18 protein-coding genes are annotated in these 21,027 nt (G+C 67.9%); 6 read left to right on the top strand and 12 right to left on the bottom strand.

Features of this window, described 5'->3' with window-relative positions; translation table 11 throughout:
• The first annotated feature begins 101 nt into the window (after positions 1-101).
• Positions 102-2,618, top strand: coding sequence for an efflux RND transporter permease subunit (locus tag LI334_RS07845; RefSeq protein WP_227259878.1), 2,517 nt, complete (start codon positions 102-104; stop codon positions 2,616-2,618).
• A gap of 3 nt (positions 2,619-2,621) precedes the next feature.
• Here LI334_RS07845 and LI334_RS07850 read toward each other — a convergent pair whose 3' ends face one another.
• From LI334_RS07850 to LI334_RS07875, 6 genes are all read right to left on the bottom strand, one after another.
• Complete coding sequence (locus tag LI334_RS07850; protein ID WP_227259880.1) at positions 2,622-3,077, bottom strand: pyridoxamine 5'-phosphate oxidase family protein; 456 nt, start codon at positions 3,075-3,077, stop codon at positions 2,622-2,624.
• Positions 3,078-3,117: 40 nt separating this feature from the next.
• Complete coding sequence (locus tag LI334_RS07855) at positions 3,118-4,434, bottom strand: glutamate-5-semialdehyde dehydrogenase (protein WP_227259882.1); 1,317 nt, start codon at positions 4,432-4,434, stop codon at positions 3,118-3,120.
• Positions 4,427-5,287, bottom strand: a complete 861-nt coding sequence (proB, locus tag LI334_RS07860) for a glutamate 5-kinase (protein ID WP_227259884.1) — start codon at positions 5,285-5,287, stop codon at positions 4,427-4,429. Before proB ends, LI334_RS07855 begins: the two co-directional genes overlap by 8 nt.
• Positions 5,280-6,053: a pyrroline-5-carboxylate reductase gene (proC, locus tag LI334_RS07865; RefSeq protein WP_227259886.1), complete on the bottom strand. Its 774-nt coding sequence runs from the start codon at positions 6,051-6,053 to the stop codon at positions 5,280-5,282. Before proC ends, proB begins: the two co-directional genes overlap by 8 nt.
• 63 nt (positions 6,054-6,116) lie before the next feature.
• Positions 6,117-7,037 carry an arginase gene (gene rocF / locus LI334_RS07870; RefSeq protein ID WP_227259888.1) on the bottom strand — a complete coding sequence of 307 codons (921 nt, stop codon included), beginning with the start codon at positions 7,035-7,037 and terminating at the stop codon, positions 6,117-6,119.
• A 25-nt stretch (positions 7,038-7,062) separates the two neighbouring features.
• Positions 7,063-7,980 carry an NAD-dependent epimerase/dehydratase family protein gene (locus LI334_RS07875; RefSeq protein ID WP_227259890.1) on the bottom strand — a complete coding sequence of 306 codons (918 nt, stop codon included), beginning with the start codon at positions 7,978-7,980 and terminating at the stop codon, positions 7,063-7,065.
• Between the two features lie 94 nt (positions 7,981-8,074).
• Between LI334_RS07875 and LI334_RS07880 the strand changes: the two genes are divergently transcribed.
• Positions 8,075-8,608 carry an Rrf2 family transcriptional regulator gene (locus tag LI334_RS07880; RefSeq protein WP_227259892.1) on the top strand — a complete coding sequence of 178 codons (534 nt, stop codon included), beginning with the start codon at positions 8,075-8,077 and terminating at the stop codon, positions 8,606-8,608.
• A 39-nt stretch (positions 8,609-8,647) separates the two neighbouring features.
• On the top strand, positions 8,648-9,817 hold the full coding sequence (locus LI334_RS07885) for an NAD(P)/FAD-dependent oxidoreductase (RefSeq protein WP_227259894.1): 1,170 nt from the start codon (positions 8,648-8,650) through the stop codon (positions 9,815-9,817).
• A gap of 184 nt (positions 9,818-10,001) precedes the next feature.
• Here LI334_RS07885 and LI334_RS07890 read toward each other — a convergent pair whose 3' ends face one another.
• The 3 genes from LI334_RS07890 to gyrB form a co-directional block, all read right to left on the bottom strand.
• A complete protein-coding gene (locus LI334_RS07890) occupies positions 10,002-10,268 on the bottom strand; it encodes a hypothetical protein (protein WP_227259896.1) in 267 nt (88 codons plus the stop codon).
• Between the two features lie 99 nt (positions 10,269-10,367).
• Positions 10,368-12,827, bottom strand: a complete 2,460-nt coding sequence (gene gyrA / locus LI334_RS07895) for a DNA gyrase subunit A (RefSeq protein WP_227259898.1) — start codon at positions 12,825-12,827, stop codon at positions 10,368-10,370.
• Positions 12,824-14,743 (bottom strand): DNA topoisomerase (ATP-hydrolyzing) subunit B, encoded by a 1,920-nt coding sequence (gyrB, locus tag LI334_RS07900; protein ID WP_227259901.1) that lies wholly within the window; start codon positions 14,741-14,743, stop codon positions 12,824-12,826. Before gyrB ends, gyrA begins: the two co-directional genes overlap by 4 nt.
• Positions 14,744-14,847: 104 nt before the next feature.
• On the opposite strand from gyrB, the gene LI334_RS07905 reads away from it, so the two are divergent.
• From LI334_RS07905 to LI334_RS07915, 3 genes are all read left to right on the top strand, one after another.
• On the top strand, positions 14,848-15,057 hold the full coding sequence (locus LI334_RS07905; RefSeq protein WP_227259903.1) for a hypothetical protein: 210 nt from the start codon (positions 14,848-14,850) through the stop codon (positions 15,055-15,057).
• A gap of 77 nt (positions 15,058-15,134) precedes the next feature.
• On the top strand, positions 15,135-17,552 hold the full coding sequence (locus LI334_RS07910) for a DNA topoisomerase VI subunit B (RefSeq protein WP_227259905.1): 2,418 nt from the start codon (positions 15,135-15,137) through the stop codon (positions 17,550-17,552).
• Positions 17,549-18,640, top strand: coding sequence for a DNA topoisomerase IV subunit A (locus LI334_RS07915; protein WP_227259907.1), 1,092 nt, complete (start codon positions 17,549-17,551; stop codon positions 18,638-18,640). The genes LI334_RS07910 and LI334_RS07915 overlap by 4 nt, the downstream gene beginning before the upstream one ends.
• Here LI334_RS07915 and LI334_RS07920 read toward each other — a convergent pair whose 3' ends face one another.
• The 3 genes from LI334_RS07920 to LI334_RS07930 are packed head-to-tail and all read right to left on the bottom strand — an operon-like array spanning position 18,641 to position 20,970.
• Positions 18,641-19,321: an MBL fold metallo-hydrolase gene (locus LI334_RS07920; RefSeq protein ID WP_227259909.1), complete on the bottom strand. Its 681-nt coding sequence runs from the start codon at positions 19,319-19,321 to the stop codon at positions 18,641-18,643. It abuts the gene before it with no gap.
• A gap of 30 nt (positions 19,322-19,351) precedes the next feature.
• The gene (locus tag LI334_RS07925; protein WP_227259911.1) at positions 19,352-20,128 is read right to left on the bottom strand and encodes an HAD-IIA family hydrolase; all 777 of its coding nucleotides are present in this window, start codon (positions 20,126-20,128) and stop codon (positions 19,352-19,354) included.
• Positions 20,125-20,970 carry a mechanosensitive ion channel family protein gene (locus tag LI334_RS07930; protein WP_227259913.1) on the bottom strand — a complete coding sequence of 282 codons (846 nt, stop codon included), beginning with the start codon at positions 20,968-20,970 and terminating at the stop codon, positions 20,125-20,127. The genes LI334_RS07925 and LI334_RS07930 overlap by 4 nt, the downstream gene beginning before the upstream one ends.
• Positions 20,971-21,027 lie beyond the last annotated feature (57 nt).

Consider the following 21,027-nt stretch of genomic DNA (forward strand, 5'->3'; position numbering starts at 1 on the left):
GTGAGGGTTCGCGGGGCGGGTTCTTCAGTACCGCGCTCCCGGAGCGATAGATATAGTAGAATACTACAATATTTATGTTCTCTCTGGGTGTAGGGAGGCGTATGTCACCGGCAGACCGCTTCGCGAGGTTCGTCACGGCCCACAGCAAGGTCGTCGTCGCCGTCCTCCTCGTCGCCACGCTCGCGGTCGGCGCGGGCGCAGCGAACGTCGACGGCGGCCTCACCATCGCGGGGTTCACCAGCGACTCACCGGAGGCCGACGCGTACGACTACGCCCGTGAGAACTTCCGCACCGACGGCGAGAACACGACCGCCGTCCAGGTCGTCGTCCGCGACGAGAACGCCCTCTCCCAGGAGAGCCTGCTCGCCAGCCTCCGCTTCCAGCGGGAGGCGAGAGCCGCCGCGAGCGTGAACCAGACCCTCCGCGACGACCGCGCGTTCGTCGACCTCGCGTCGGTCGTCGCGACCGCCGCCATCCACGCCGAAGACGGCGCGAACGCCACCGCCACTCCCTCGCTCGACGCCCAAATCGCCCAGCTCGACTCGATGACGCCGGGCGAGGTCGAGGAGACGGTCGCCCGCGTGCTCGACCCCGACGCCTCGCTCCCCGGAACCGACCCCTACTCGCTCCTCCCGACCGACTACACGCCGGGCGCGACGACCGCCGACGCCCGGGTCGTCTACGTCTTCCAGGACACCGCCGGCGCGACCGGCGACGACCTCCCCGACGCCGTCGCCGCCGCCCAACTCGACCTCAAAGCCATCGCCGCCGACGCGCTCCCCGGCGAGAGCTTCGTGTTCGGCGCGGGCATCGTGAGCGAGGAGAGCACGCAGGCCACGGGCGAGAGCTTCGCCATCATCTCCCCGGTCGCCTTCCTCCTCATCATCGTCGTCCTCGGCATCGCCTACCGCGACGTGGCGGACGTGCTGTACGGCCTGCTCGGCGTCGCGCTCACGCTCGTCTGGATGTTCGGGTTCATGGGCTGGGCGGGCATCGGCCTCACCCAGATACTCATCGCCGTCCCCTTCCTCCTCGTCGGCCTCTCCATCGACTACGCCCTCCACGTCGTGATGCGGTACCGGGAAGCCCGCGACGACGACCCCTCGCGCTCCCGCCGCAAGGCGATGCGGCGCGGCCTCGCAGGCGTCGTCGTCGCCATCGGCGCGGCGACGTTCACCACCGCCGTCGGCTTCCTCTCGAACGCCGTCAGCCCCATCGCGTCGATTCGGGACTTCGGCGTCGTGAGCGCGGCCGGCATCGCCGCCGCCTTCCTCGTGTTCGCCCTGCTCCTGCCCGCGCTCAAACTCGAACTCGACGGCCTCCTCGCCCGCGTCGGCCTCGACCGTCGGGCGTCCCCGTTCGGCCGCGGCGGCCTCGCGGGCCGCCTGCTCGGCGTCGGCGCGACCGCCGCCCGCCGCTCCCCGCGCGCGATTCTCGCCGTCGCGCTCGTCCTCACCGTCGCCGGCGGCGCGGTCGTCACCGACATCGACACCTCCACCGACCAGACCGACTTCCTCCCCCGCGACTCGCCCGACTGGATGGACTCCCTCCCCGACGCGTTCCAGCCGAGCGACTACAGCCTCGTCGAGAACGCCGAGTACCTCCAGGACACGTTCGTCCAGGACCGCGAGCAGTCCACCGCCATCCTGCTCCTGCGGGGAGACGTGACGCGGGCGGGGACGCTCGACGCGCTCGCGGCGGGTCGCGCCGACCTCCGGAACGCCAGTTCCACCGTCACGCTCGCGGACGGCAGTCTCGCCGCGACCGGGCCGCTCGAAACCATCGACGCCGTCGCCGCCCGCAACGACACCGTCGCGGAACTCGTCGCGGACGCCGACACCGACGGCGACGGCGTGCCCGACCGGAACCTCGACGCGGTCTACGACGCCGTGTACGCCGCCGCGCCCGACGACGCGGCCGCCGTATTCTCCCAAGAAAACGGCGAGTACCGCGCGCTCCGCGTCGCCGTCTCCGTCGCCGGGAGCGCGGAACCCGAGACGGTCGCGGGCGACCTCCGCGGGGTGGCCGCGGTCGTGGAATCCGAGAGCGGCGTTTCGACCATCGCCACCGGCCAGCCCGTCGTGAGCTACGTCGTCCAGCAGGGCGTGCTCCGGACGCTCGTCGAGGGCTTCCTCATCACCGCGGGCGTCATCCTCGCGTTCCTCACCGTCATCTTCTGGACGCGCTACCGCTCGCTCACGCTCGGCGCGGTGGTGCTCGCACCCGTCGTCGCCGCGCAGGCGTGGCTGTTCGGCACGATGTACCTCGCCGGCCTCGCCTACACCACCGAGACCGCCATCATCGCCGCCATCGGCATCGGTATCGGCGTGGACTACGCCATCCACATCGGCGAGCGGTTCGTGGACGAGTACGACGGCACGAACGCCACGGACGCGCTCTCCCGCACCCTCACGGGAACGGGCGGCGCGCTCCTCGCGAGCGCCACCACGACCGTCGCCGGGTTCGGCGTGCTCGCGCTCGCGCTCGTCCCGTCGCTCCAGCGCTTCGGGTTCGTGACGAGCGTCGCCATCGCGTACGCGTTCCTCGCGAGCGTCCTCGTCCTCCCCAGCCTCCTCACCATCTGGACGCGGTACACGGACGCCGCCGTCGCCGAGTGAGCGCTACTCCGTCGCGAACGGGTCGAAGTGGCGGCCCGTGAGCGTCTCCGGTTCTAGCCAGAACAACCGCAGGACGGCGTCCTCGATGGGGACGCCGGACTCGTCGAGCGCGGTGAACACGGCGTTGTCAGCGAGCGCGTCCAGCGCCTGCGGCGCTTCTTCGTCCGCGACGGACGAGAGCGGGCCCTGCGCGACGACGCTCGTCGCCTCCAGCGTCTCCGTTAGCTCGAACACCGTGAACGAGGCGGTGCGCGTCGTCTCCACGAAGTCGCGCTTCCGGCTCCACGGCGCGTCCGCGAACTGGAGGCAGATGATGCGGTCGTCGCCGTCGTAGCCGTAGGATATCGGGAGGCCGTAGGCGTCGCCGTCGTCGGCGAGGGAGAGCACGCCGACGCCGTTCTCGCGGAGGAACGCGTCGACTTCGTCGTCACTCAGTTGAAGCGCGGGGCGGCGGTCCATACCCGGGACTGTGGTGGACGCGCCGTATAGTGGTTGGTACCTAGCGGCCGGGCGTCCACTCGCCGTCGAACGCCTCGTGCGTGAACGGGCGGGCGTCCTCGCCGGAGTAGGTGGCGACGAGGTGGCCGTCGCCCTCCAGGTAGTACTTGTAGGTGGTGAGGCCGTCCAATCCGACGGGGCCGCGGGCGTGCGTCTTCCCGGTGCTGATGCCGACTTCCGCGCCGAGGCCGTACCGGTAGCCGTCCGCGAACCGCGTGGAGGCGTTGTGGAAGACGCTCGCCGCGTCGATGCCCTGCATGAACACCGCGGCGTGCTCGTCGTTCTCCGTGAGAATTGATTCGGTGTGCTTCGACCCGTGCGTGTTCACGTGCTCGACGGCGTCGTACACGTCCGCGACGACCTTGACGGCGAGTTCGAGGTCGCCGTACTCGCTGTCCCAGTCGTCCTCGGTCACGGGGTCGATGTCCACGATGTCGCGTGTGTGTTCGTCGCCGCGGAGCGTCACGCCGGCGTCCCGGTAGCACTCCACCATCCCGGGCAGGAACTCGGACGCGACGGATTCGTGGACGAGCAGGGTCTCGACGGCGTTACACACCGCGGGGTACTGGACTTTCGCGTCGAACGCCACGTCCGCGGCCATGTCGAGGTCGGCGTCCTCGTCCACGAACACGTGACAGATTCCCTCGGTGTGGCCGAGCACGGGAATCTGCGTGTTGTCCTGGATGTAGGAGACGAACTCGCTCGAACCGCGGGGCATCACGAGGTCGACGCTGTCGTCCATGTCGAGGAGTCTGTCCACGTCCTCGCGGGCCTCGATGAGTTGCGCCCACCCCGGGGACACGTCGTCCGCGACCTCGGTGATGATGTCGTAGAGGACGCGGTTGGACTCGCTCGCCTCGCTCCCGCCCTTCAGGATGACGGCGTTCCCGGACTTCAGGGCGAGCGCCGCGATTTGGACGAGGGCGTCCGGCCGCGACTCGAAGACGGTGGCGACGACGCCGATGGGAACTGAAACCTTGTAGAGGTCGAGGCCGTCGTCGAGTTCGCGCGCGGAGAGCGTGCGGCCGAGCGGGTCGTCCTGGCCGGCGACGGACTCCACCATCCCCGCGATGTCCTCGACCTTCGACTCGTCGAGGCGGAGGCGGTCGACGAGCGCCGCGGAGTACTCGCCGCGCTCGTGCGCCTGTTCGGCCGCCGTCACGTCGGTCTCGTTCGCGTCCAGTATCTCGTCGGTGCGCTCGCGGAGCGCGTCCGCGATAGCGTAGAGCGCGTCGTTGCGTTCGTCCTCGGGGACGTTCGCGAGGTCGAGCGCCGCGCGCTCCGCCGCGTCCACCTTCTCGCGTGTGCTCTCAGTCATCGTTCTCGATGGGGACGAATACGGTGCCCGTGGGCTTCCCGGTGGCGATTCTGTCGAGGACGTTCGGCGTCTCGGAGCCGGCGATGACCGCGGGGATGCCGTGCTCGGCGGCGGCGCGCGCCCGCTCGACCTTCGTCAGGATACCGCCGAACGACCCGGTCGCCGTCTCCTCGATGAGCTCCTGCACGTCCGCGTAGTTCTCGCCCACGGCCTCGATGCGATGGGCGTTCGCGTCCCGCTTCGGGTTCCCCGTGTACACGCCGTCCACGTCGGTCAGCGTGACGAGGAGGTCGACGCCGACGCCGATCGCGACCGACGAGGAGAGCATGTCGTTGTCGCCGATGCGGATCTCCTCCGTCGCCACGGCGTCGTTCTCGTTGATGATGGGGACGACGCCCCAGTCGAGCAGGGTCTCGACGGTGTTCGTGACGTTCGTGAACCGCTCGGGGTTCGAGAGGTCGTGTTCGGTGAGGAGGAGCTGGGCTATCTTCTGGTCGTATCGCTCGAAGCTCCGCGTGTAGTGCCGCATCAGGTGGCTCTGCCCGACCGTGGAGAGCGCCTGACTCTCCTCCAGCGTGTGACTCTCGCGGTCGGTGTCCTCGATGGCGTCGATGCGGCCGATACCCGCGCCGACCGCGCCCGACGACACCAGGAGCACGTCCGTCCCGCGCTCGCGGAGGTCGACGATGTCGTCCACGAGCTTGTCGAGTTTCCCGCGGTCGAGCCGCGAATCCTCGTCCGTGAGCGAGTTCGTCCCCGCCTTCACGACGACGCGCTCGGCGTTCGCCGCCCGGTCGCGCGCCCGCTCGACGTCCGCGGGGCTGACGCGCGCGACGGTTCGTTCCTCACTCATCGTAGTCGCCCGCGAGTTCCCGAGAGCGCTTCTCGGCCGCGTCGACCGCCGCCCGGACGGCCGCGTCGGCGTCGCTGTCCCAGAGAACCTCCATCCCCTCGATGGTGGTGCCGTTCGGCGAGCAGACGGCGTCGATGAGTTCGTCCACGCTCCGGTCGTCCCGGAGCACGGTCTCCGCCGCGCCCTTGAACGTCTGCGCCGCCAACACCTCGGCCTGCTCGGGGTCGAGGCCGCCGTCCACGCCCGCGTCCTTCACCGCCTCGATGAGGTAGAACGCGAACGCCGGCCCGCTCCCGTTCACCGCCGTCGCCGTGTCCATCAAGTCCTCGGACACCTCGACGTACTCGCCGAGCGCGTCCAGGATGTCGCGGACATCGTCGGTCACGCCCTCCTCGGTGACCGCCGCCGCCATGTCGCGGCTGGCGGCCGCGAGGTTCGGCATCACCCGCACCACGTCCGCGTCCGTTCGCGCGTCCACGAACCCACGGGAAACGCCCGCGGCGAGCGTGACGAGCGTCTGGCCCGCGCGGAGGTCGAGGTCGTCGAGGACGTGCGGGACGGCGTCGGGCTTCACCGCGATAACCACGGCGTCCGCGTCCCGTGCCGCCGCGATGTCGGTGGTCGTCTCGGCCGCGAACGGCTCGACGTCGGCGAGCGCGTCCTCGTCGAGGTCGATAGCCGTGACGTGGTAGCCGTCCGTCCGTGCGAGTCCGCGGACGAACGCCCCGCCCATGTTTCCGCAGCCGATCACACTCACGCGTGTCATAGGTAGGGAGAGGGGATAGACGAGTATAGGGACTGCGCTTAGCGCAAGCGCGTGACGGCCTGCCTAGAGGATGCGTTTGCCGAGCGCGCTCGCCGCGAGTTCGGCCGCCATCTCCGCGGTTCGGTTGCGTTCGTCCAGAATCGGGTTCACTTCCACGAGTTCGAGGCTCCGCAGGAGGTCGTCGGCGCGGTTGCGGTCGGCGAGGCGTTCGAGCGCCGCGTGCGCCTCCCGGTACGTGACGCCGCCGCGAACCGGCGTTCCGACGCCGGGCGCTTCGTTCGGGTCGAGCCAGTCGAGGTCGAGGCTGACGTGCACGCCCTCGACGCCCCGGCTGGCGATGTCGATGGCTTCGTCCACGACGGTGAGCAGGCCGCGCTCGTCGATGTCGCTCATCGTGAACGCCGTCATCTCGCTCTCCAAAATGTCCGCGCGCTCGTCCGCGTCGAGCGACCGCAGGCCGACGAGCGCGACGTTCTCCTCGCGGAGACCCGTGGCGTTCGCCCACTCCATGTCCGCGAAACCGTCCTTCCCGAGCGCGGCGGCGAGCGGCATCCCGTGGACGTTCCCGGACGGACTGGTCTCGGGCGTGTTGAAGTCGCCGTGCGCGTCGAACCAGATAGCGCCGACCTCGGCGTCGCGCGCGCTCCCGACGAGACTCCCGATGGCGATGGAGTGGTCGCCGCCGAGCGCGAGCGGGAGGTCGCCGTCCGCGATGGCGTCAGCGACCTCGTCCGCGAGTTCCTCCGCGACCTCCCGGGTCTCCCGGAGGAACTTCGCGCGGCCCGACGCCGGACGCTCCCGGTCGGGGTCGCGCTCCTCCGCGCGCGGCACGGCGAGGTCGCCCGCGTCGGTCGTGCTCGCGCCGGTCGCCTCGATCTGGTCGGCGAGGCCCGCGTACCGGATGGCGGACGGTCCCATGTCGACGCCGCGTCGGTTCGCGCCGTAGTCGGAGGGCGCGCCGATGATGCGAACTGAACGCGTCATGCGGCAAAAAATGCGGGACGCGGGTTTAGTCGTTCTTGTACGGCTCGCAGACGAGTTCGACGCCCTCGCTGAACTCGACTTCGGGCTCCCAGCCCGTCGCGTCCTTGAACTTCGAGGGGTCGGCCTTCGTGTGGTAGACGTAGTTCTCGATGGGGACGGGTTCGTACTCGGGTTCCACGTCCGTGCCGAGTGCGTCGTTGATCATCTCGACCATCTCGTTGAACGAGTAGGCGTCGCCCGTGCCGAGGTTGTAGACGCCGTCGAGTTCGTTCTCCGCGGCGAGTTCGAGGCCGCGCACGATGTCGCTGACGTGCGTGAAGTCACGGGTCTGACTGCCGTCGCCCCAGAGAACCGGGGGTTCGCCGCTCGCTATCTGGTCGGCGAACTGACTGATGGTGTTCGCGTACTCGCCCTTGTGCTCCTCGTTCCCGCCGTAGCCCTGGTAGACCGAGAAAAAGCGCATGCCGGCGAGCGTGAGGTCGTGGAAGTTCGAGAAGTACTCGGCGTAGCGCTCCCGGCCGAGCATCGACGCGTCGTAGCCCGTCGAGGCCTCTATCTCCATGTCCTCCGGACACGGCTCCTGCTGGCTGCCGTAGATGGAGGACGTAGAGGCGTAGACGAACGTCTCACAGCCGTCGTCGCGCGCCTGTTCGACGGTGTTCACGAACCCTTCGATGTTCACGCGAGCGCCCTCGCGGGGGTTCTCTTCGAGCATCTGTCGGCTGGAGAGCGCGGCGAGGAAGAACACGACATCGACGTCGGTCGGGAGGTCGTCGTCCAGCACGTCCGCCTCGACGTACTCCACGTCGTCGCTGAGGTTCTCGGGCGTCCCGAGGTACTCGTTGTCCACCGCTATCACGTCGTTCTCCGCGGCGAGGTGGTTCGCGAGGTTCGAGCCGATGAAGCCCGCGCCACCCGTCACGAGAACACGCTGTCCCTGCATACGCGAAGCCACCCGGTCGGGCGGATAAAGCCCGTCGATTTCTGGACGTACGTGGGTCGCGGGTTTTATGCGCCGGCTGTGCGAAACAGGTTCCATGTCGAGCATCGAGCTAACACCCAGCCAGAAAACAATCCTCACGGCGCTCGTGAACCTCTACTCGGAGCGCGAGGAAGCCATCAAGGGGGAAGCTATCGCCGAGGAGGTAAACCGGAACCCGGGCACCATCCGGAACCAGATGCAGTCCCTGAAAGCCCTCCAGCTCGTCGAGGGCGTCCCCGGACCGAAGGGCGGCTACAAGCCCACGTCGAACGCGTACAACGCGCTCGACGTACAGGAGATAGAGAGCGCCGCCGAGGTTCCCGTCACCCACGAGGGCGAGAGCGTCGCGGACGCGAACGTCCAGGAGATCGACCTATCGAGCGTCCACCACCCCGACCTCTGCCGGGCCGAAATCCACATGCGCGGCAGCCTCCGGGAGTTCCACGAGGGCGACCGAGTCATCGTCGGCCCCACCCCGCTCTCCAAACTCGTCATCGAAGGCATCGTGGACGGCGTGGACGACACGAACAACGTCCTCATCCTCAAAATCGAGTCGATGGAAGCGCCCGCGGAACCGCCCGAACACTAATCCAAAGGCTTTGTATCGGTGGGCGTCGGATCTTCGAATATGTCACCGACCGTCGCAGTTCTCGGTGCCGGGTACGCCGGCGCGGGCGCGATCCCCGAACTCGAAGACCGTCTCGGGGACGACGCCGACCTCGTCTGGATCTCCGACACCGACTACCACCTCGTGCTCCACGAGGCCCACCGCTGCATCCGCGACCCCGCCGTCCGGGAGAAGATAACGATTCCCGTCACGGACATCAAATCGCCGAGCACGCAGTTCGTGCAGGCGGAAGTCACCGGCCTCGACACGGACGACCGGGTCGTCGAACTCGACGGCGCGGACGACGTCGCGTACGACTACGTGCTCGTCGCGCTCGGCTCCCAGACCGCGTACTACGGCATCGACGGGATGGCCGAGAACGCGCTCACCCTCAAGAGCCTCGACGACGCGCTCGACATCCACGAACGCGTCAAGGACGCCGCCCGTGAGGCGACGCGCGAAGACCCCGCGACGGTCGTCATCGGCGGCGCGGGCCTCTCCGGCATCCAGAGCGCCGGCGAAGTCGCCGAGTTCCGCGACAAACACAACGCGCCCGTCGAAGTCTACCTCGTCGAAGCCCTCCCCGAAATCTTCCCGCCGGGCGACGCCGAAGTCCAGGGCGCGCTCCGCCACCACCTCGAAGAAGCCGACGTGAACATCCTCACCGACGACCCCATCACGTCCGCCGACGACGAGGAAATTCACTTCGACGAGCGCGACAGCCTCGACTACGACGTATTCGTCTGGACGGGCGGCATCACCGGCCGCGACGCCCTCGACGACACCAGCCTGGAGAACGAACACAACCGCCTCAACACCGGCCAGGACTTCCAGACCAGCGACGACCGCGTGTTCGCCATCGGCGACTCCGCCATCGTCGAACAGCCCGGCGAGCACCCCGCACCCCCCACCGCGCTCGCCGCCTGGCAGGCCGCCGAAGTCGCCGCGAAGAACGTCGCGAACGCCATCGACGACCACCCCCTCGAAACCTGGACGTACCACGACGAAGGCACCCTCATCAGCATCGGCGAAACCGCCATCGCCCACGAAGTCACCGTCTACGGCATCGACGCCCCCGTCCGCACCTTCAACGGCCTCCCCGCCAAGATGCTGAAGAAAGGCGCCGCCGCCCGCTGGATCGCCAAAATCACCAGCCCCACCCGCGCCATCAAAGCCTGGGACGCGCTCTAGGCCCTTTTTCTTCGTCGGGTTCGCGCTGCGCGCGAACCGCTCCTCGAAAAATCGCCCCCAAAAAAGGCCGCGAGCGCCGGCGGCGCTCGCGGTACGACTCGGTGCAACTCCGCAACTGCACCGCCGCCGCGACCGCACCGCCGCCGCATCGTAGCAATCGATCCAGATGGCTTCGTCGAAACGGTCATTGGTGGGTTTGCGTGTCAGTCGTCGATACCGCTCGTGGGAGGGTGGGTACTCCCGTGGAAATCGTGTACAGTAGCGCGGTGAGCAGGGTGGTGTATTCGAGTACTGTGACGAGCGTGTCCTCGACACCGTAGAGGAGTTCGACCCCAAGTGCGTCGACACTGACAGCAAATAGGTGGGCGAGCAGGAATCCCGTTAGGACAATGGCCGCGATTCGGATGCTCGCGGTCAGGAGCCACGAAACATCGACGTGCGTGTCACTCATACCATCCTATTTGTCGGCTAGACGATTATTGTTCGGGTCGCACGCAGCGAGTTACACGAATCGTCGGAAAACCGCGGGTCTCCGAGAAAAGCCGAGGGGTTACTCGTCCTCGTCGCTGGGTGTGTAGACATCGACGGAGGCGACGTGGTCGCCGTCGTCGAGATCCATGATTTTCACGCCCTTCGTGTTCCGGCCGACGGTGGAGACTTCGCCCGCGACGGTGCGGAGGATTTGGCCGCTCTGGCTCATGGCGATGAGGTGGTCGTCGTCGGTGACGGCTTTGACGGTGACGACGTTCCCGTTGCGCTCCTCGGTCTTGATGTCGGTGAGGCCGTAGCCGTACCGGGACTGCGGCCGGTACTCCGTGAGCGGCGTGCGTTTCCCGTAGCCGTTCTCGGTGACTGTGAACAGCGCGCGGTCGTCGCCCTCGTGGGTCGCGACCAACCCGGCGACGGTGTCGCCCTCTCGGAGTTTGATGCCGTTCACGCCCTTCGTCGCGCGGCCGGTCGAGCGCGCTTCGGACTCGTCGAACCGGATGGCCATGCCGTGCGCGCTCGCGACGACGAGGTCGTTCTCGCCGTCCGTGACCTCCACGTCCACGAGCTCGTCGCCATGTTCGAGGCGGATGCCGATGATGCCCGTGGAGAGCACGTCCTCGTACTCGCCGGCGGGGGTGCGCTTCACTTTGCCGTTCCGCGTGACCATCGTGAGGAACTCGTCCTCGCCGAAGTCGTCCGTGTTGACGACGGCGGTGAGTTCCTCGCCGTCGTCCAGGTCGAGGAGGTTCACCGCGGACTTCCCGCGGGCCGTCCGAGACATCTCGGGTATCTCGTACGTCTTGAGCTGGTAGACCTGGCCCTGGTTCGTGAAGCACAGGAGGTAGTCGTGGGTGTTCGCGGTGAACACCGTCGACACCCGGTCGCCCTCCTTCAGGTCGGAACCGATGACGCCCTTCCCGCCGCGGTGCTGGCTGCTGAACGTCTCCGTGGGGACGCGCTTGATGTAGTCCTCCTCCGAGAGAACCACCACCACGTCCTCGCGCGGGATGAGGTCTTCGTCCGTCACCGTGCCCGCGTCCTCGATGATGGAGGTTCGGCGGTCGTCCGCGTACTCCTCCTTCAGCTCGCGGAGCTCCTCGACGATGACCGAATCGAGTTCCGCCTGGGAGCCGAGAATCGTTTCGAGGCGTTCGATTTCGGCCTGCACGTCCTCGTACTCCTCCTCGATTTCCGCGGCCTCCATCGACGTGAGGCTCCCGAGTTGCATCCGAACGATGTGTGCGGACTGCTCCTCGGAGAACTCGAACTGGGCTTCGAGGGCCTCGCGGGCGGCATCCCGGTCTTCGGCGTTCCGGATGGTCTCGACCACGTCCTCCGCGTTGTCGAGCGCCTTCAGGCGACCTTCGAGGATGTGCGCGCGGTCTTCGGCCTCCGCGAGGTCGTGTTCGCTCCGGCGGCGCACGACCTCCCGGCGGTGACTGAGGTACTCCGCCAGCATCTCCTTCAGCGTGAGCACCTTCGGCTCGCCGTCCACGAGCGCGAGGTTGATGACGCCGAACGTGCGTTCGAGGTGGGATTCGAGGAGGCGGTTCTCCACGATGTCCGTGTTCGCGTTCGACTTCAGCTCGATGACGACGCGCACGCCGTTCCGGTCGGATTCGTCCCGGAGGTCGCGCACGCCCTCCAGCGTGCCGTCGTTCACGTCGTCCGCGATGCGTTCGACGAGCCGGCTCTTGTTCTGCTGGAACGGAATCTCCGTGATGACGATGCTATCCCCGCGCTCGCCCTCCTCGATTTCGTACTCGGCGCGCACGCGAATGCGGCCGCGACCCGTCGTGTACGCCTCCTTGATGGCGTTCCGCCCGACGATGTTCGCGCCCGTCGGGAAGTCCGGGCCCTTCACGTGCTCCATCAGGTCGAGGTTCGAGAGCGAGTCGTCCTCGATGAGCGCGATGGTCGCATCGACCACCTCGCCGAGGTTGTGCGGCGGGATGTTGGTGCTCATCCCGACCGCGATACCGGAACTCCCGTTCACGAGGAGGTTCGGGAACGCCGCGGGGAGAACCGTGGGTTCGGTGGTGCGGTCGTCGTAGTTCGACTCAAAGTCCACCGTGTCCTTCTCCAGGTCGGCGAGCAGTTCCTCCGCGATGGGAGCCATCCGCGACTCCGTGTACCGCATCGCCGCGGCGGGGTCGCCGTCGATGCTCCCGAAGTTCCCCTGCCCATCGACGAGCGGGTACCGCATCGAGAAGTCCTGCGCCATCCGCACGAGCGTGTCGTAGATGGCGGAGTCGCCGTGGGGATGGTAGTCACCCATCGTCTCGCCGACGACGCTCGAACTCTTGCGGTGGCCGGCGTTGCTCGTGACGCCCGCCTCGTGCATCGCGTACAGGATGCGGCGGTGCACGGGCTTCAGGCCGTCGCGGGCGTCGGGGAGCGCACGACCCGCGATGACGCTCATCGCGTAGTCGATGTAGGACTGCTCCATCTCGTCTTCGACCCGCACGTTCTTCACGCGCTCTGCGACCTCGTCCGGGGCGTCAGGTGCGTCCGAGCTCATATGTCCACCCACTCCGCGTCGGTCGCGTGCTCCTGGATGAACCGCTTGCGGGGTTCGACGGCGTCACCCATCAGCACGGAGAACATCTTGTCCGCCTGCGCGGCGTCCTCGACCGTGAACTGCTTCAGAATCCGATTCTCGGGATTCATCGAGGTGTCCCAGAGCTGCTGGGGGTTCATCTCCCCGAGGCCCTTGAACCGCTGGACCTGCGTCGGGTTCCCGTCGCACTTCTCCTCGATGATGCGTTCGCGTTCTTCCTCCGTCATCGCGTCGTACGTCTCGCCGCGGTACCGGACGCGGTAGAGCGGCGGCTGAATCGCGTACACGTGTCCGCCCTCCAGGAGCGGCCGCATGTGGCGGTAGAAGAACGTGAGGAGGAGCGTGCGGATGTGCGCGCCGTCCACATCGGCGTCCGTCGCGAGGATTATCTTGTCGTACCGGAGGTCGTCGATGTCGAACTCCTCGCCGATGCCGGTACCCGCGGCGGTGATGAGCGCGCGCACCTCCTCGTTTTCGAGGATGCGGTCGAGGCGGTGTTTCTCGACGTTCAGAATCTTCCCGCGGATTGGGAGAACGGCCTGGAACTCGGGGTTCCGCGCCTGCTTCGCGCTCCCGCCGGCGGAGTCCCCCTCGACGATGAACAGCTCGGCGTCGTTCGGGTCTTTCGTCTGGCAGTCCGCGAGCTTCCCGGGGAGCGCGCTCGATTCGAGCGCGCTCTTCCGGCGCGTGAGTTCCTCGGCCTTCTTCGCGGCCTTCCGCGCCTTCGCCGCCTCGACTGCCTTCTGGATGACCGCGCGAGCCGTGTCCGGGTTCTCCTCGAAGTACGTGCTCACGCCCTCGTGAACCGCGGACTCCACGATGCCGCGAACCTCGGAGTTCCCGAGTTTCGTCTTCGTCTGTCCCTCGAACTGGGGGTCGGGGTGCTTCACGGAGATGACCGCCGTGAGCCCCTCGCGGATGTCCTCGCCCTTGAGGTTCTCGCCGTCCAGTTCGGAGAGCAAGCCCTCGCTGCTCGCGTAGTCGTTCACCACGCGAGTGAGCGCGGTCTTGAAGCCCGTGAGGTGGGTGCCGCCCTCGCGGGTGTTGATGTTGTTCGCGAACGCGTGCGTCGAGGACTGGAGGTCGTCGGTCGCCTGCATCGCGATTTCGACCTGAATCCCCTCCGCCTCGCTTTCGAGGTAGATGACGTCGTCGTGGAGGGCGTCACGGGTCTCGTTGAGGTAGCGGACGAACTCGCGGATGCCGCCCTCGTACTCGAAGGACACCTCGCGTTCCTCGTCGGTGCGCTCGTCCGTGAGCGTGATTTCGACGCCGCTGTTGAGGAAGGCGAGTTCGCGGAGCCGGGATTCGAGCGTGGAGAAGTCGAACTCCGTCGTCTCGAAGATGTCCGCGTCCGGCCGGAACCGAATCAGCGTGCCCGTCTGGTCGTCGGGAACCTCGTCGAGCTGTTCGAGGTCGGTGACGGGTTCGCCACGCTCGAACTTCTCCCGCCAGCGCGCGCCGTCGCGCTCGACGACGACGGCGAGGCGCTCCGAAAGGGCGTTCACGACGGAGACGCCGACGCCGTGCAACCCACCGGAGACCTGGTAGGACTTGCTGTCGAACTTCCCGCCCGCGTGGAGGACGGTGAGGATGACCTCGACCGCGGGGCGGTCGTACTCCTCGTGGGTGTCGATGGGGATGCCGCGTCCGTCGTCGTGGACGCTCACCGACCCGTCCTCGTGGAGCGTTACTTCGATGGAGTCACAGTACCCCGCGAGCGCTTCGTCGATGGCGTTGTCGACGACCTCGTAGACGAGATGATGGAGGCCGCGGGAGTCGGTAGAACCGATGTACATCGCCGGCCGCTTCCGAACCGCTTCCAAGCCCTCTAAGACCTGGATCTGCCCGGCGCTGTACTCGTTTTGGTCGCTCATGTGAACTTGCCCCGGTCTAGTACTTCCTCACTTAAGAAGGCTCGCACACGCACGCGCGCGAGTCCCCCCAACTGTCAACACAGCCGACCGTGTACGGTGCCGTGATGTCCGAGTCCTCCACCGACGCGAGCCGACTGACTCGCACCGAACTCTACGCCGCGCTCACGCTCTGGTTCGCCGCGTTCGTCTTCCTCGACACCACGAGCGGGAGCGGGGTGTTCCCCACCGCGGCCAGTATCGTCGCCGCCATCGTCATCTACCTCCTCCCCGTCGTTCTCGTTGTTGACGTGGCGTTCCGATTCTTCCGGCTCTGAGCGGGACAGTCACGTTTTCACTTTCACCGTGCTACCGGGAGTGTTTTATCCGCGAAGGGGATAGGGTCGGGCACTGAATGACGTCCTTCCAGTCTACGCTCGGCGAGGAGGAGGGCATCGCGGAGGAGCTGGCGGAGAGCCAGCGGGAGATCTCCATCGCCGAGTTCTTCGAGAAGAACAAACACATGCTCGGGTTCGACTCGGGCGCTCGCGGGCTGGTCACGGCCGTGAAGGAGGCCGTGGACAACGCGCTCGACGCGACCGAGGAGGCCGGCATCCTCCCCGACATCTACGTCGAAATCCAGGAATCCGGGGACTACTATCGGCTCATCGTGGAGGACAACGGCCCCGGTATCACGAAGGAGCAAGTGCCGAAGGTGTTCGGGAAGCTCCTGTACGGGAGTCGGTTCCACGCGCGAGAGCAGAGCCGCGGCCAGCAGGGTATCGGGATTTCGGCGGCCGTGCTGTACAGCCAGCTCACGTCCGGAACGCCCGCGAAAATCACGAGTCGGACGAAAGGGAGCGAGACGGCGAAGTACTTCGAACTCACCATCGACACGGACTCGAACGAGCCCGTGATTCAGGACGAGGCGGAGACGACGTGGGAGCGCTCGCAGGGGACGCGCATCGAACTGGAGATGGAGGCGAACATGCGTGCGCGCAGCCAGCTCCACGATTACGTGAAGCACACGGCGGTCGTGAACCCGCACGCCCGCCTCGAACTCCGCGAGCCGAACGACCACTTCAAGTTCGAGCGCGCGGAGGGCGCGGAACTCCCCGCCGAAACCGAGGAAATCCGCCCGCACCCGCACGGCGTGGAACTCGGGACGGTCATCAAGATGCTGAACGCGACCGACTCCCACAGCCTCCGCGGGTTCCTCCAGGAGGAGTTCACGCGCGTCGGCGCGAAGACCGCGGACTCGATTCTCGACGCCTTCCGCGACCGACACTACGGCCGCGAGATGAGTTGGAGCGTCGCGACGACGGAGTCGTCGCGTGACGGAGGCGGCGAAGCCGCCGGAGCGAGCGGTTTGCGGGACGCCGTCACGGACGCCGTTTCGAACAAGTCGGGCGCGGACACGGACGCGTTCGCGGACGCGCTCAGCGACGAACTCGCGGAGTTCGACCGCGTCTCCTTCACCGACATCGAGAACGCGGTCGCGGCGGCCGCGGACGACGCGAGCGAGACGACGGGGACGACGTTCGGCGAGACGGTTCGCGAGAACGTCGTGGACGCCGTCTGGGCGGTGGTGACGGCGAACCGCGACGACGACCTGTACGGGTTCGTGGACGACGCGACGAGCGTTCAGAAGGACGACGCCACGGTGGCGGGCCTCGCGCGACGCATCGGCGAGAAGTTCGGCGACGACACCCCGCGCGACCGACTCGTTCGCGACGACCTCCGGCAGTTCGTCGTGCGCGCCGCCGAAACCACCGAGGATGTGGACGATGCGACCGTCGGCGAGACTTCGCGGGAGAACATCACCGACCGGCTCTGGGAGGCGATGCGGCGCGTCGAGGACGACGTGCCGCTCGCGCGCGAGGTCGCGTCCGACCGGGACGCCGCCCGCGACCTGCTCGACGCGATGACCACGGTGGACGTCATCGCGCCGCCGACGAACTGTCTCGCACCCATCACGCCCGACCTCATCGAGGCCGGCCTGCGCAAGGAGTTCGACGCCGACTTCTACGCGGCGGCGACCCGGGACGCGGACGTGCACGGCGGCGACCCGTTCGTCGTCGAGGCCGGTATCGCGTACGGCGGCGACATCCCCGCCGACGGCACCGTCCAACTGATGCGGTTCGCGAACCGCGTGCCGCTCGTCTACCAGCGCGGCGCGTGCGCGACGACCCAGACGCTCAAACAGATCGGGTGGCGGAACTACGGTCTCGACCAGCCGGGCGGGAGCGGCCTGCCGAGCGGGCCGTGCGTGATTCTGGTGCACGTCGCGTCCACGAACGTGCCCTTCACGAGCGAGTCGAAGGACGCGCTTGCGTCCGTCCCCGCAATCGAGGACGAAATCGAACTCGCGGTTCGGGAGGCCGCCCGCGACCTCAAATCCTACCTGAACAAGAAGCGCTCGATGCAGAAGCGCCGGGAGAAGCAGAACGTCATCGCGGACATTCTCCCGAAGATGGCGCGGAAGGTGAGCGAGATGACCGAGCGCGACGACCTCGTCATCGAGGACTCGCTCGCGCGCATCATGAACAACGTCCTCGTCGAGTCCGAAGTCGAGGACGGCGCGCTGACCGTGACCGTGGAGAACCACGCGGACGCGAACGCCGACCTCGACGTGACCGCCATCGTGGACGCGGAACCCACCGACCTCTCGGCGGGGAGCGTCGTGGAGATGGACGGCGAGTACTTCGTGACGTGGGAGCCGACGGTGTCGGGCGGCGAGGACGCGACGTTGACGGCGAGCGTTCCCGACGGAGCCGAGTGTGAACTGAGCGTGGACGGCGTGGAGGCGGAGAAACTCACGGTGAACCAATGAGCGACATCACTGACGCGAAGGCGCGAGAGCGCCTCATCGACATGGCGGCGGAGTTCTACGACCAGTTCGCGGACGGCGACATCCCCCACATGGACGTGCCGACGCGCTCGAAGTCGAACATCGTGTTCGACGAGGACGCCGGCGTCTGGGTGTACGGCGACCGCACGAGCACGCGGAGCGCGAACAGCGTGCGGGGCGCGCGGAAACTCCTGAAGGCGGTGTACACGATGGAGTTTCTCGCCCAGCAGTTAGAGGAGAACCGCTCGTCCACCCTGCGTGAACTCTACTACCTCAGCGAGTCCTGGGACGAGGAGGAAGCCCAGTTCAACACGCAGTCCGAGTCGAACAAGCTCGTCGAAGACCTCGAAATCGTCTCCGGCGTCAAGCGCGAGGACTTCCACATGCGGCCGGAGGAGTCCGGCGCGAAGGTGATGGGGCCGCTCCTCCTCCGCGAGCAGACCCGGCGGGGCGACCGCGACATCCACTGCCAGGAGGACGTGGGGCAGGGCGGCTACCAGATTCCGAACGACCCGGACACCATCGAGTTCCTCGACAACGACGCCGAGTTCGTGCTCTGCGTGGAGACCGGTGGGATGCGCGACCGGCTCGTCGAGAACGGGTTCGACGACGAGTACGACGCGCTCGTCGTCCACCTCGGCGGCCAGCCCGCCCGGGCGACCCGCCGGCTCACGAAGCGTCTCCGGGACGAACTCGACCTCCCGGTCGTGGTGTTCACTGACGGCGACCCCTGGAGTTACCGCATCTTCGGGTCTGTCGCATATGGTTCCATCAAGTCCGCGCACCTCTCCGAGTACCTCGCGACGCCGGACGCGCAGTTCGTCGGCATCCGCCCCGAGGACATCGTGGAGTACGACCTCCCGACCGACCCGCTCAGCGACTCCGACGTGAACGCCCTCGAAAGCGAACTCGAAGACCCCCGGTTCCAGACCGAGTACTGGACCGAGCAGATAGAACTCCAGCTCGACATCGCCAAGAAGGCCGAACAGCAGGCGCTCGCCTCCCGCGGCCTGGACTTCGTCACCGACACCTACCTCCCCGAGCGCCTCGACGCGATGGGCGTCATCTGATTACTGCTGGGTCGGAGAGAGCGCGACCCCGATTTCGCGTCGCGCCACGTCGGTGACGAACGCGTCGGCGTCGGTTTCGAGCGCGTCGAACGTGTCGTAGTGCACGGGCACGACGAGGTCGGGTTCCATTCGTTCCGCGAGCGCGGCGGCTTCCTCGCGGTTCATCGTGAACGACCCGCCGATTGGCGGGCAGAGCACGTCCGCGTCGATGTCGTCGTGGTGGGAAAGCGCGTCCGAGTCGCCCGTCCAGAGCACGCGCGAGTCGCCGAGGGTGACGAGGTAGCCGACGCCGAACCCGGGCGGGTGGTTGTCGCGGGGGCCGTCGGGCCGGTTGTACGCGGGAAGCGACTGCACGCGCACGCCGTCCACCGTGACGGTCTCGGACTCGCCGACGCGCACCACGTCGTAGTCGAGGTCGGCGACCGGCGTCACGTCCCGGCCGATGTTCTCGGCGTTCACGCCCTCGTAGACGACGATTGTCGCGCCCGGCTTGGCGACGCGCCGAATGCCGTCCGGGTCGTAGTGGTGGTCGTGCGTGACGCAGACCACGTCGCCGTCCCGGGCGTCGTAGCCGTCGAGGACGCCGTACCGGCCGGGGTCGAGGTAGACCGTTCGGTCGCCGCGGACGCGTATCGTCGCGTAGCCGAGCCAGGAGAGGGCGATGTCGCGGTAGCGAACCATACCCGAGCGTCGGGCGGCGCGCGGAAAAAGTTAGAGGAGGTCGCGGGCGTCCGCGAGCGAGTCCCGGACGTAGTCGGGCTGCACGGGGCTCGCGGCGAGCGTCTCGTCGTCGGTGACGCCGGTGCGGACGAGCACCGTCGTCATCCCTACGCGGTTCCCCATCGCGATGTCGGTGTCGAGGCGGTCGCCGACGAGCACGCACTCGGCGGCCGGGAGGTCGAGGCGGTCGAGCGCGAGGCGGGCGGTCACGTCCGAGGGTTTGCCGAGGACGGCGTCGGGGTCGCGCTCCACGACGTTCGCGACCGCGTCGATAATCGCGCCGGAGCCGGGAACCGGGCCGTCGGGCGTCGGCACGGTGATGTCGGGGTCGGTGCCGACGAGCGCGTCCGCGCCCGCGTCGAACGCGCGGAGCGCCGCGACCATGTCGTCGTACGCGAACTCGCGGTCGTAGCCGACGACGACCGTGTCGGCGCGCCGGGCGTCAGCGACGAGTGACACGCCGGCGTCGCGGAGCTGGTCAGTTACGGACGCCTCGGCGATGGCGAACACGGACTCGTCGGCGTGGTGCTCGCGGAGGTAGTCGATGGTCGCGCTCGTCGCGGTGAGCACCTCCTCGGGGCGGGCGTCCACGCCGAGGCCTGTGAGCCGCTGGGCGTACTCGGCGGGCGGCCGCGTGGGGTTGTTCGTGAGGAAGAGCACGCCGCGGCCCGCGTCGCGGACGGCGGCGAGCGCGTCCGCCGCGCCGTCCAACAGCGAGTCGCCGGAGAGAACGGTACCGTCGAGGTCGACGACGACGCCGCGAGTCATCGCTCGCCCTCCATCGACACGTCGAGCGTGCCGCTGACCGCCTGCTGGCTCGCGGGCGCGAGCGACACGTCCGCGGCCTGCAGTCGGCGTTTCACGCGCCTGGCGAACGCGCTGTCCACGTTCGCGACGTTCGCGGAGCGCGGGTCGTCCACCCAGACGCGCGCCGAGAGCTCTATCGCGTTCTCCCCGAGCGACGTGACGTGCACGGCGGGTGCGGGCTCGCTCGCGAGGCGGTCGTCGTCGCTTGCGGCGTCGAGGATGACCTCGGTGGCGGCGTCGAGGTCGGTGTCGTACCCGACGAGCACGCGCTCGGTGAGCCGGTACTTCCCCCTGGAGAAGGGGTTGCGGATGGCGTTCGTGGAGAGCTGGGTGTTCGGGACGGTGAGGACTTCGTCGGCGGGCGTGCGGACGCGGGTGACGCGGAGGTCGATGCGTTCGACCGTGCCCGCCTCGTCGTTCCACTCGATGTAGTCGCCGACGTTGAAGTCGGGGTCGGCGACGAGGAAGAGGCCGCTCACGAGGTTCCCGATGACGTCCTGGCCGGCGACGCCGACCGCGAGCGTGCCGGCGGCGACGATCATCGTGGAGCCGGCGACGAGGCCGCCGAACCCGGCGGCGGCGGTGGCCAACGGTATCGCGGCGACGACGAACAACACGGTCGTGTACTGTTCGAGCGCGTTCACGAGCGTCGGGTTGTTCCGGTTGCGCGCGGCGACGACGCGACTCACCATCGGCCTGACGACCAGGTGGCCGAGCAGGGAGACGGCGAGCAGCGTCCCGCAGAAGAGGGCGGCGCTCTCGAACCACTCGCTGTACTGTGAGAGCAGTGATCCGAGCGTCACCACCGGTCTACACTCCTGTTCATACCCGGGGTTCGGGGGCGGACGGGGTAACTCTCC

The sequence above is a fragment of the Salarchaeum japonicum genome (assembly GCF_020614395.1).
Taxonomy (GTDB): Archaea; Halobacteriota; Halobacteria; order Halobacteriales; family Halobacteriaceae; genus Salarchaeum; species Salarchaeum japonicum.

What these genes read in the sequence shown, in the direction of transcription:
- LI334_RS07925 (WP_227259911.1), bottom strand. Translation starts at nt 20,128, where the DNA reads ATGACTCGCGGCGTCGTCGTCGACCTCGACGGTACCGTTCTCTCCGGC.
- LI334_RS07845 (WP_227259878.1), top strand. Translation starts at nt 102, where the DNA reads ATGTCACCGGCAGACCGCTTCGCGAGGTTCGTCACGGCCCACAGCAAG.
- LI334_RS07905 (WP_227259903.1), top strand. Translation starts at nt 14,848, where the DNA reads ATGTCCGAGTCCTCCACCGACGCGAGCCGACTGACTCGCACCGAACTC.
- LI334_RS07875 (WP_227259890.1), bottom strand. Translation starts at nt 7,980, where the DNA reads ATGCAGGGACAGCGTGTTCTCGTGACGGGTGGCGCGGGCTTCATCGGC.
- proC (WP_227259886.1), bottom strand. Translation starts at nt 6,053, where the DNA reads ATGACACGCGTGAGTGTGATCGGCTGCGGAAACATGGGCGGGGCGTTC.
- LI334_RS07890 (WP_227259896.1), bottom strand. Translation starts at nt 10,268, where the DNA reads ATGAGTGACACGCACGTCGATGTTTCGTGGCTCCTGACCGCGAGCATC.
- LI334_RS07920 (WP_227259909.1), bottom strand. Translation starts at nt 19,321, where the DNA reads ATGGTTCGCTACCGCGACATCGCCCTCTCCTGGCTCGGCTACGCGACG.
- rocF (WP_227259888.1), bottom strand. Translation starts at nt 7,037, where the DNA reads ATGACGCGTTCAGTTCGCATCATCGGCGCGCCCTCCGACTACGGCGCG.
- LI334_RS07880 (WP_227259892.1), top strand. Translation starts at nt 8,075, where the DNA reads ATGTCGAGCATCGAGCTAACACCCAGCCAGAAAACAATCCTCACGGCG.
- LI334_RS07850 (WP_227259880.1), bottom strand. Translation starts at nt 3,077, where the DNA reads ATGGACCGCCGCCCCGCGCTTCAACTGAGTGACGACGAAGTCGACGCG.
- LI334_RS07910 (WP_227259905.1), top strand. Translation starts at nt 15,135, where the DNA reads ATGACGTCCTTCCAGTCTACGCTCGGCGAGGAGGAGGGCATCGCGGAG.
- LI334_RS07855 (WP_227259882.1), bottom strand. Translation starts at nt 4,434, where the DNA reads ATGACTGAGAGCACACGCGAGAAGGTGGACGCGGCGGAGCGCGCGGCG.
- gyrB (WP_227259901.1), bottom strand. Translation starts at nt 14,743, where the DNA reads ATGAGCGACCAAAACGAGTACAGCGCCGGGCAGATCCAGGTCTTAGAG.
- LI334_RS07885 (WP_227259894.1), top strand. Translation starts at nt 8,648, where the DNA reads ATGTCACCGACCGTCGCAGTTCTCGGTGCCGGGTACGCCGGCGCGGGC.
- proB (WP_227259884.1), bottom strand. Translation starts at nt 5,287, where the DNA reads ATGAGTGAGGAACGAACCGTCGCGCGCGTCAGCCCCGCGGACGTCGAG.
- LI334_RS07915 (WP_227259907.1), top strand. Translation starts at nt 17,549, where the DNA reads ATGAGCGACATCACTGACGCGAAGGCGCGAGAGCGCCTCATCGACATG.
- gyrA (WP_227259898.1), bottom strand. Translation starts at nt 12,827, where the DNA reads ATGAGCTCGGACGCACCTGACGCCCCGGACGAGGTCGCAGAGCGCGTG.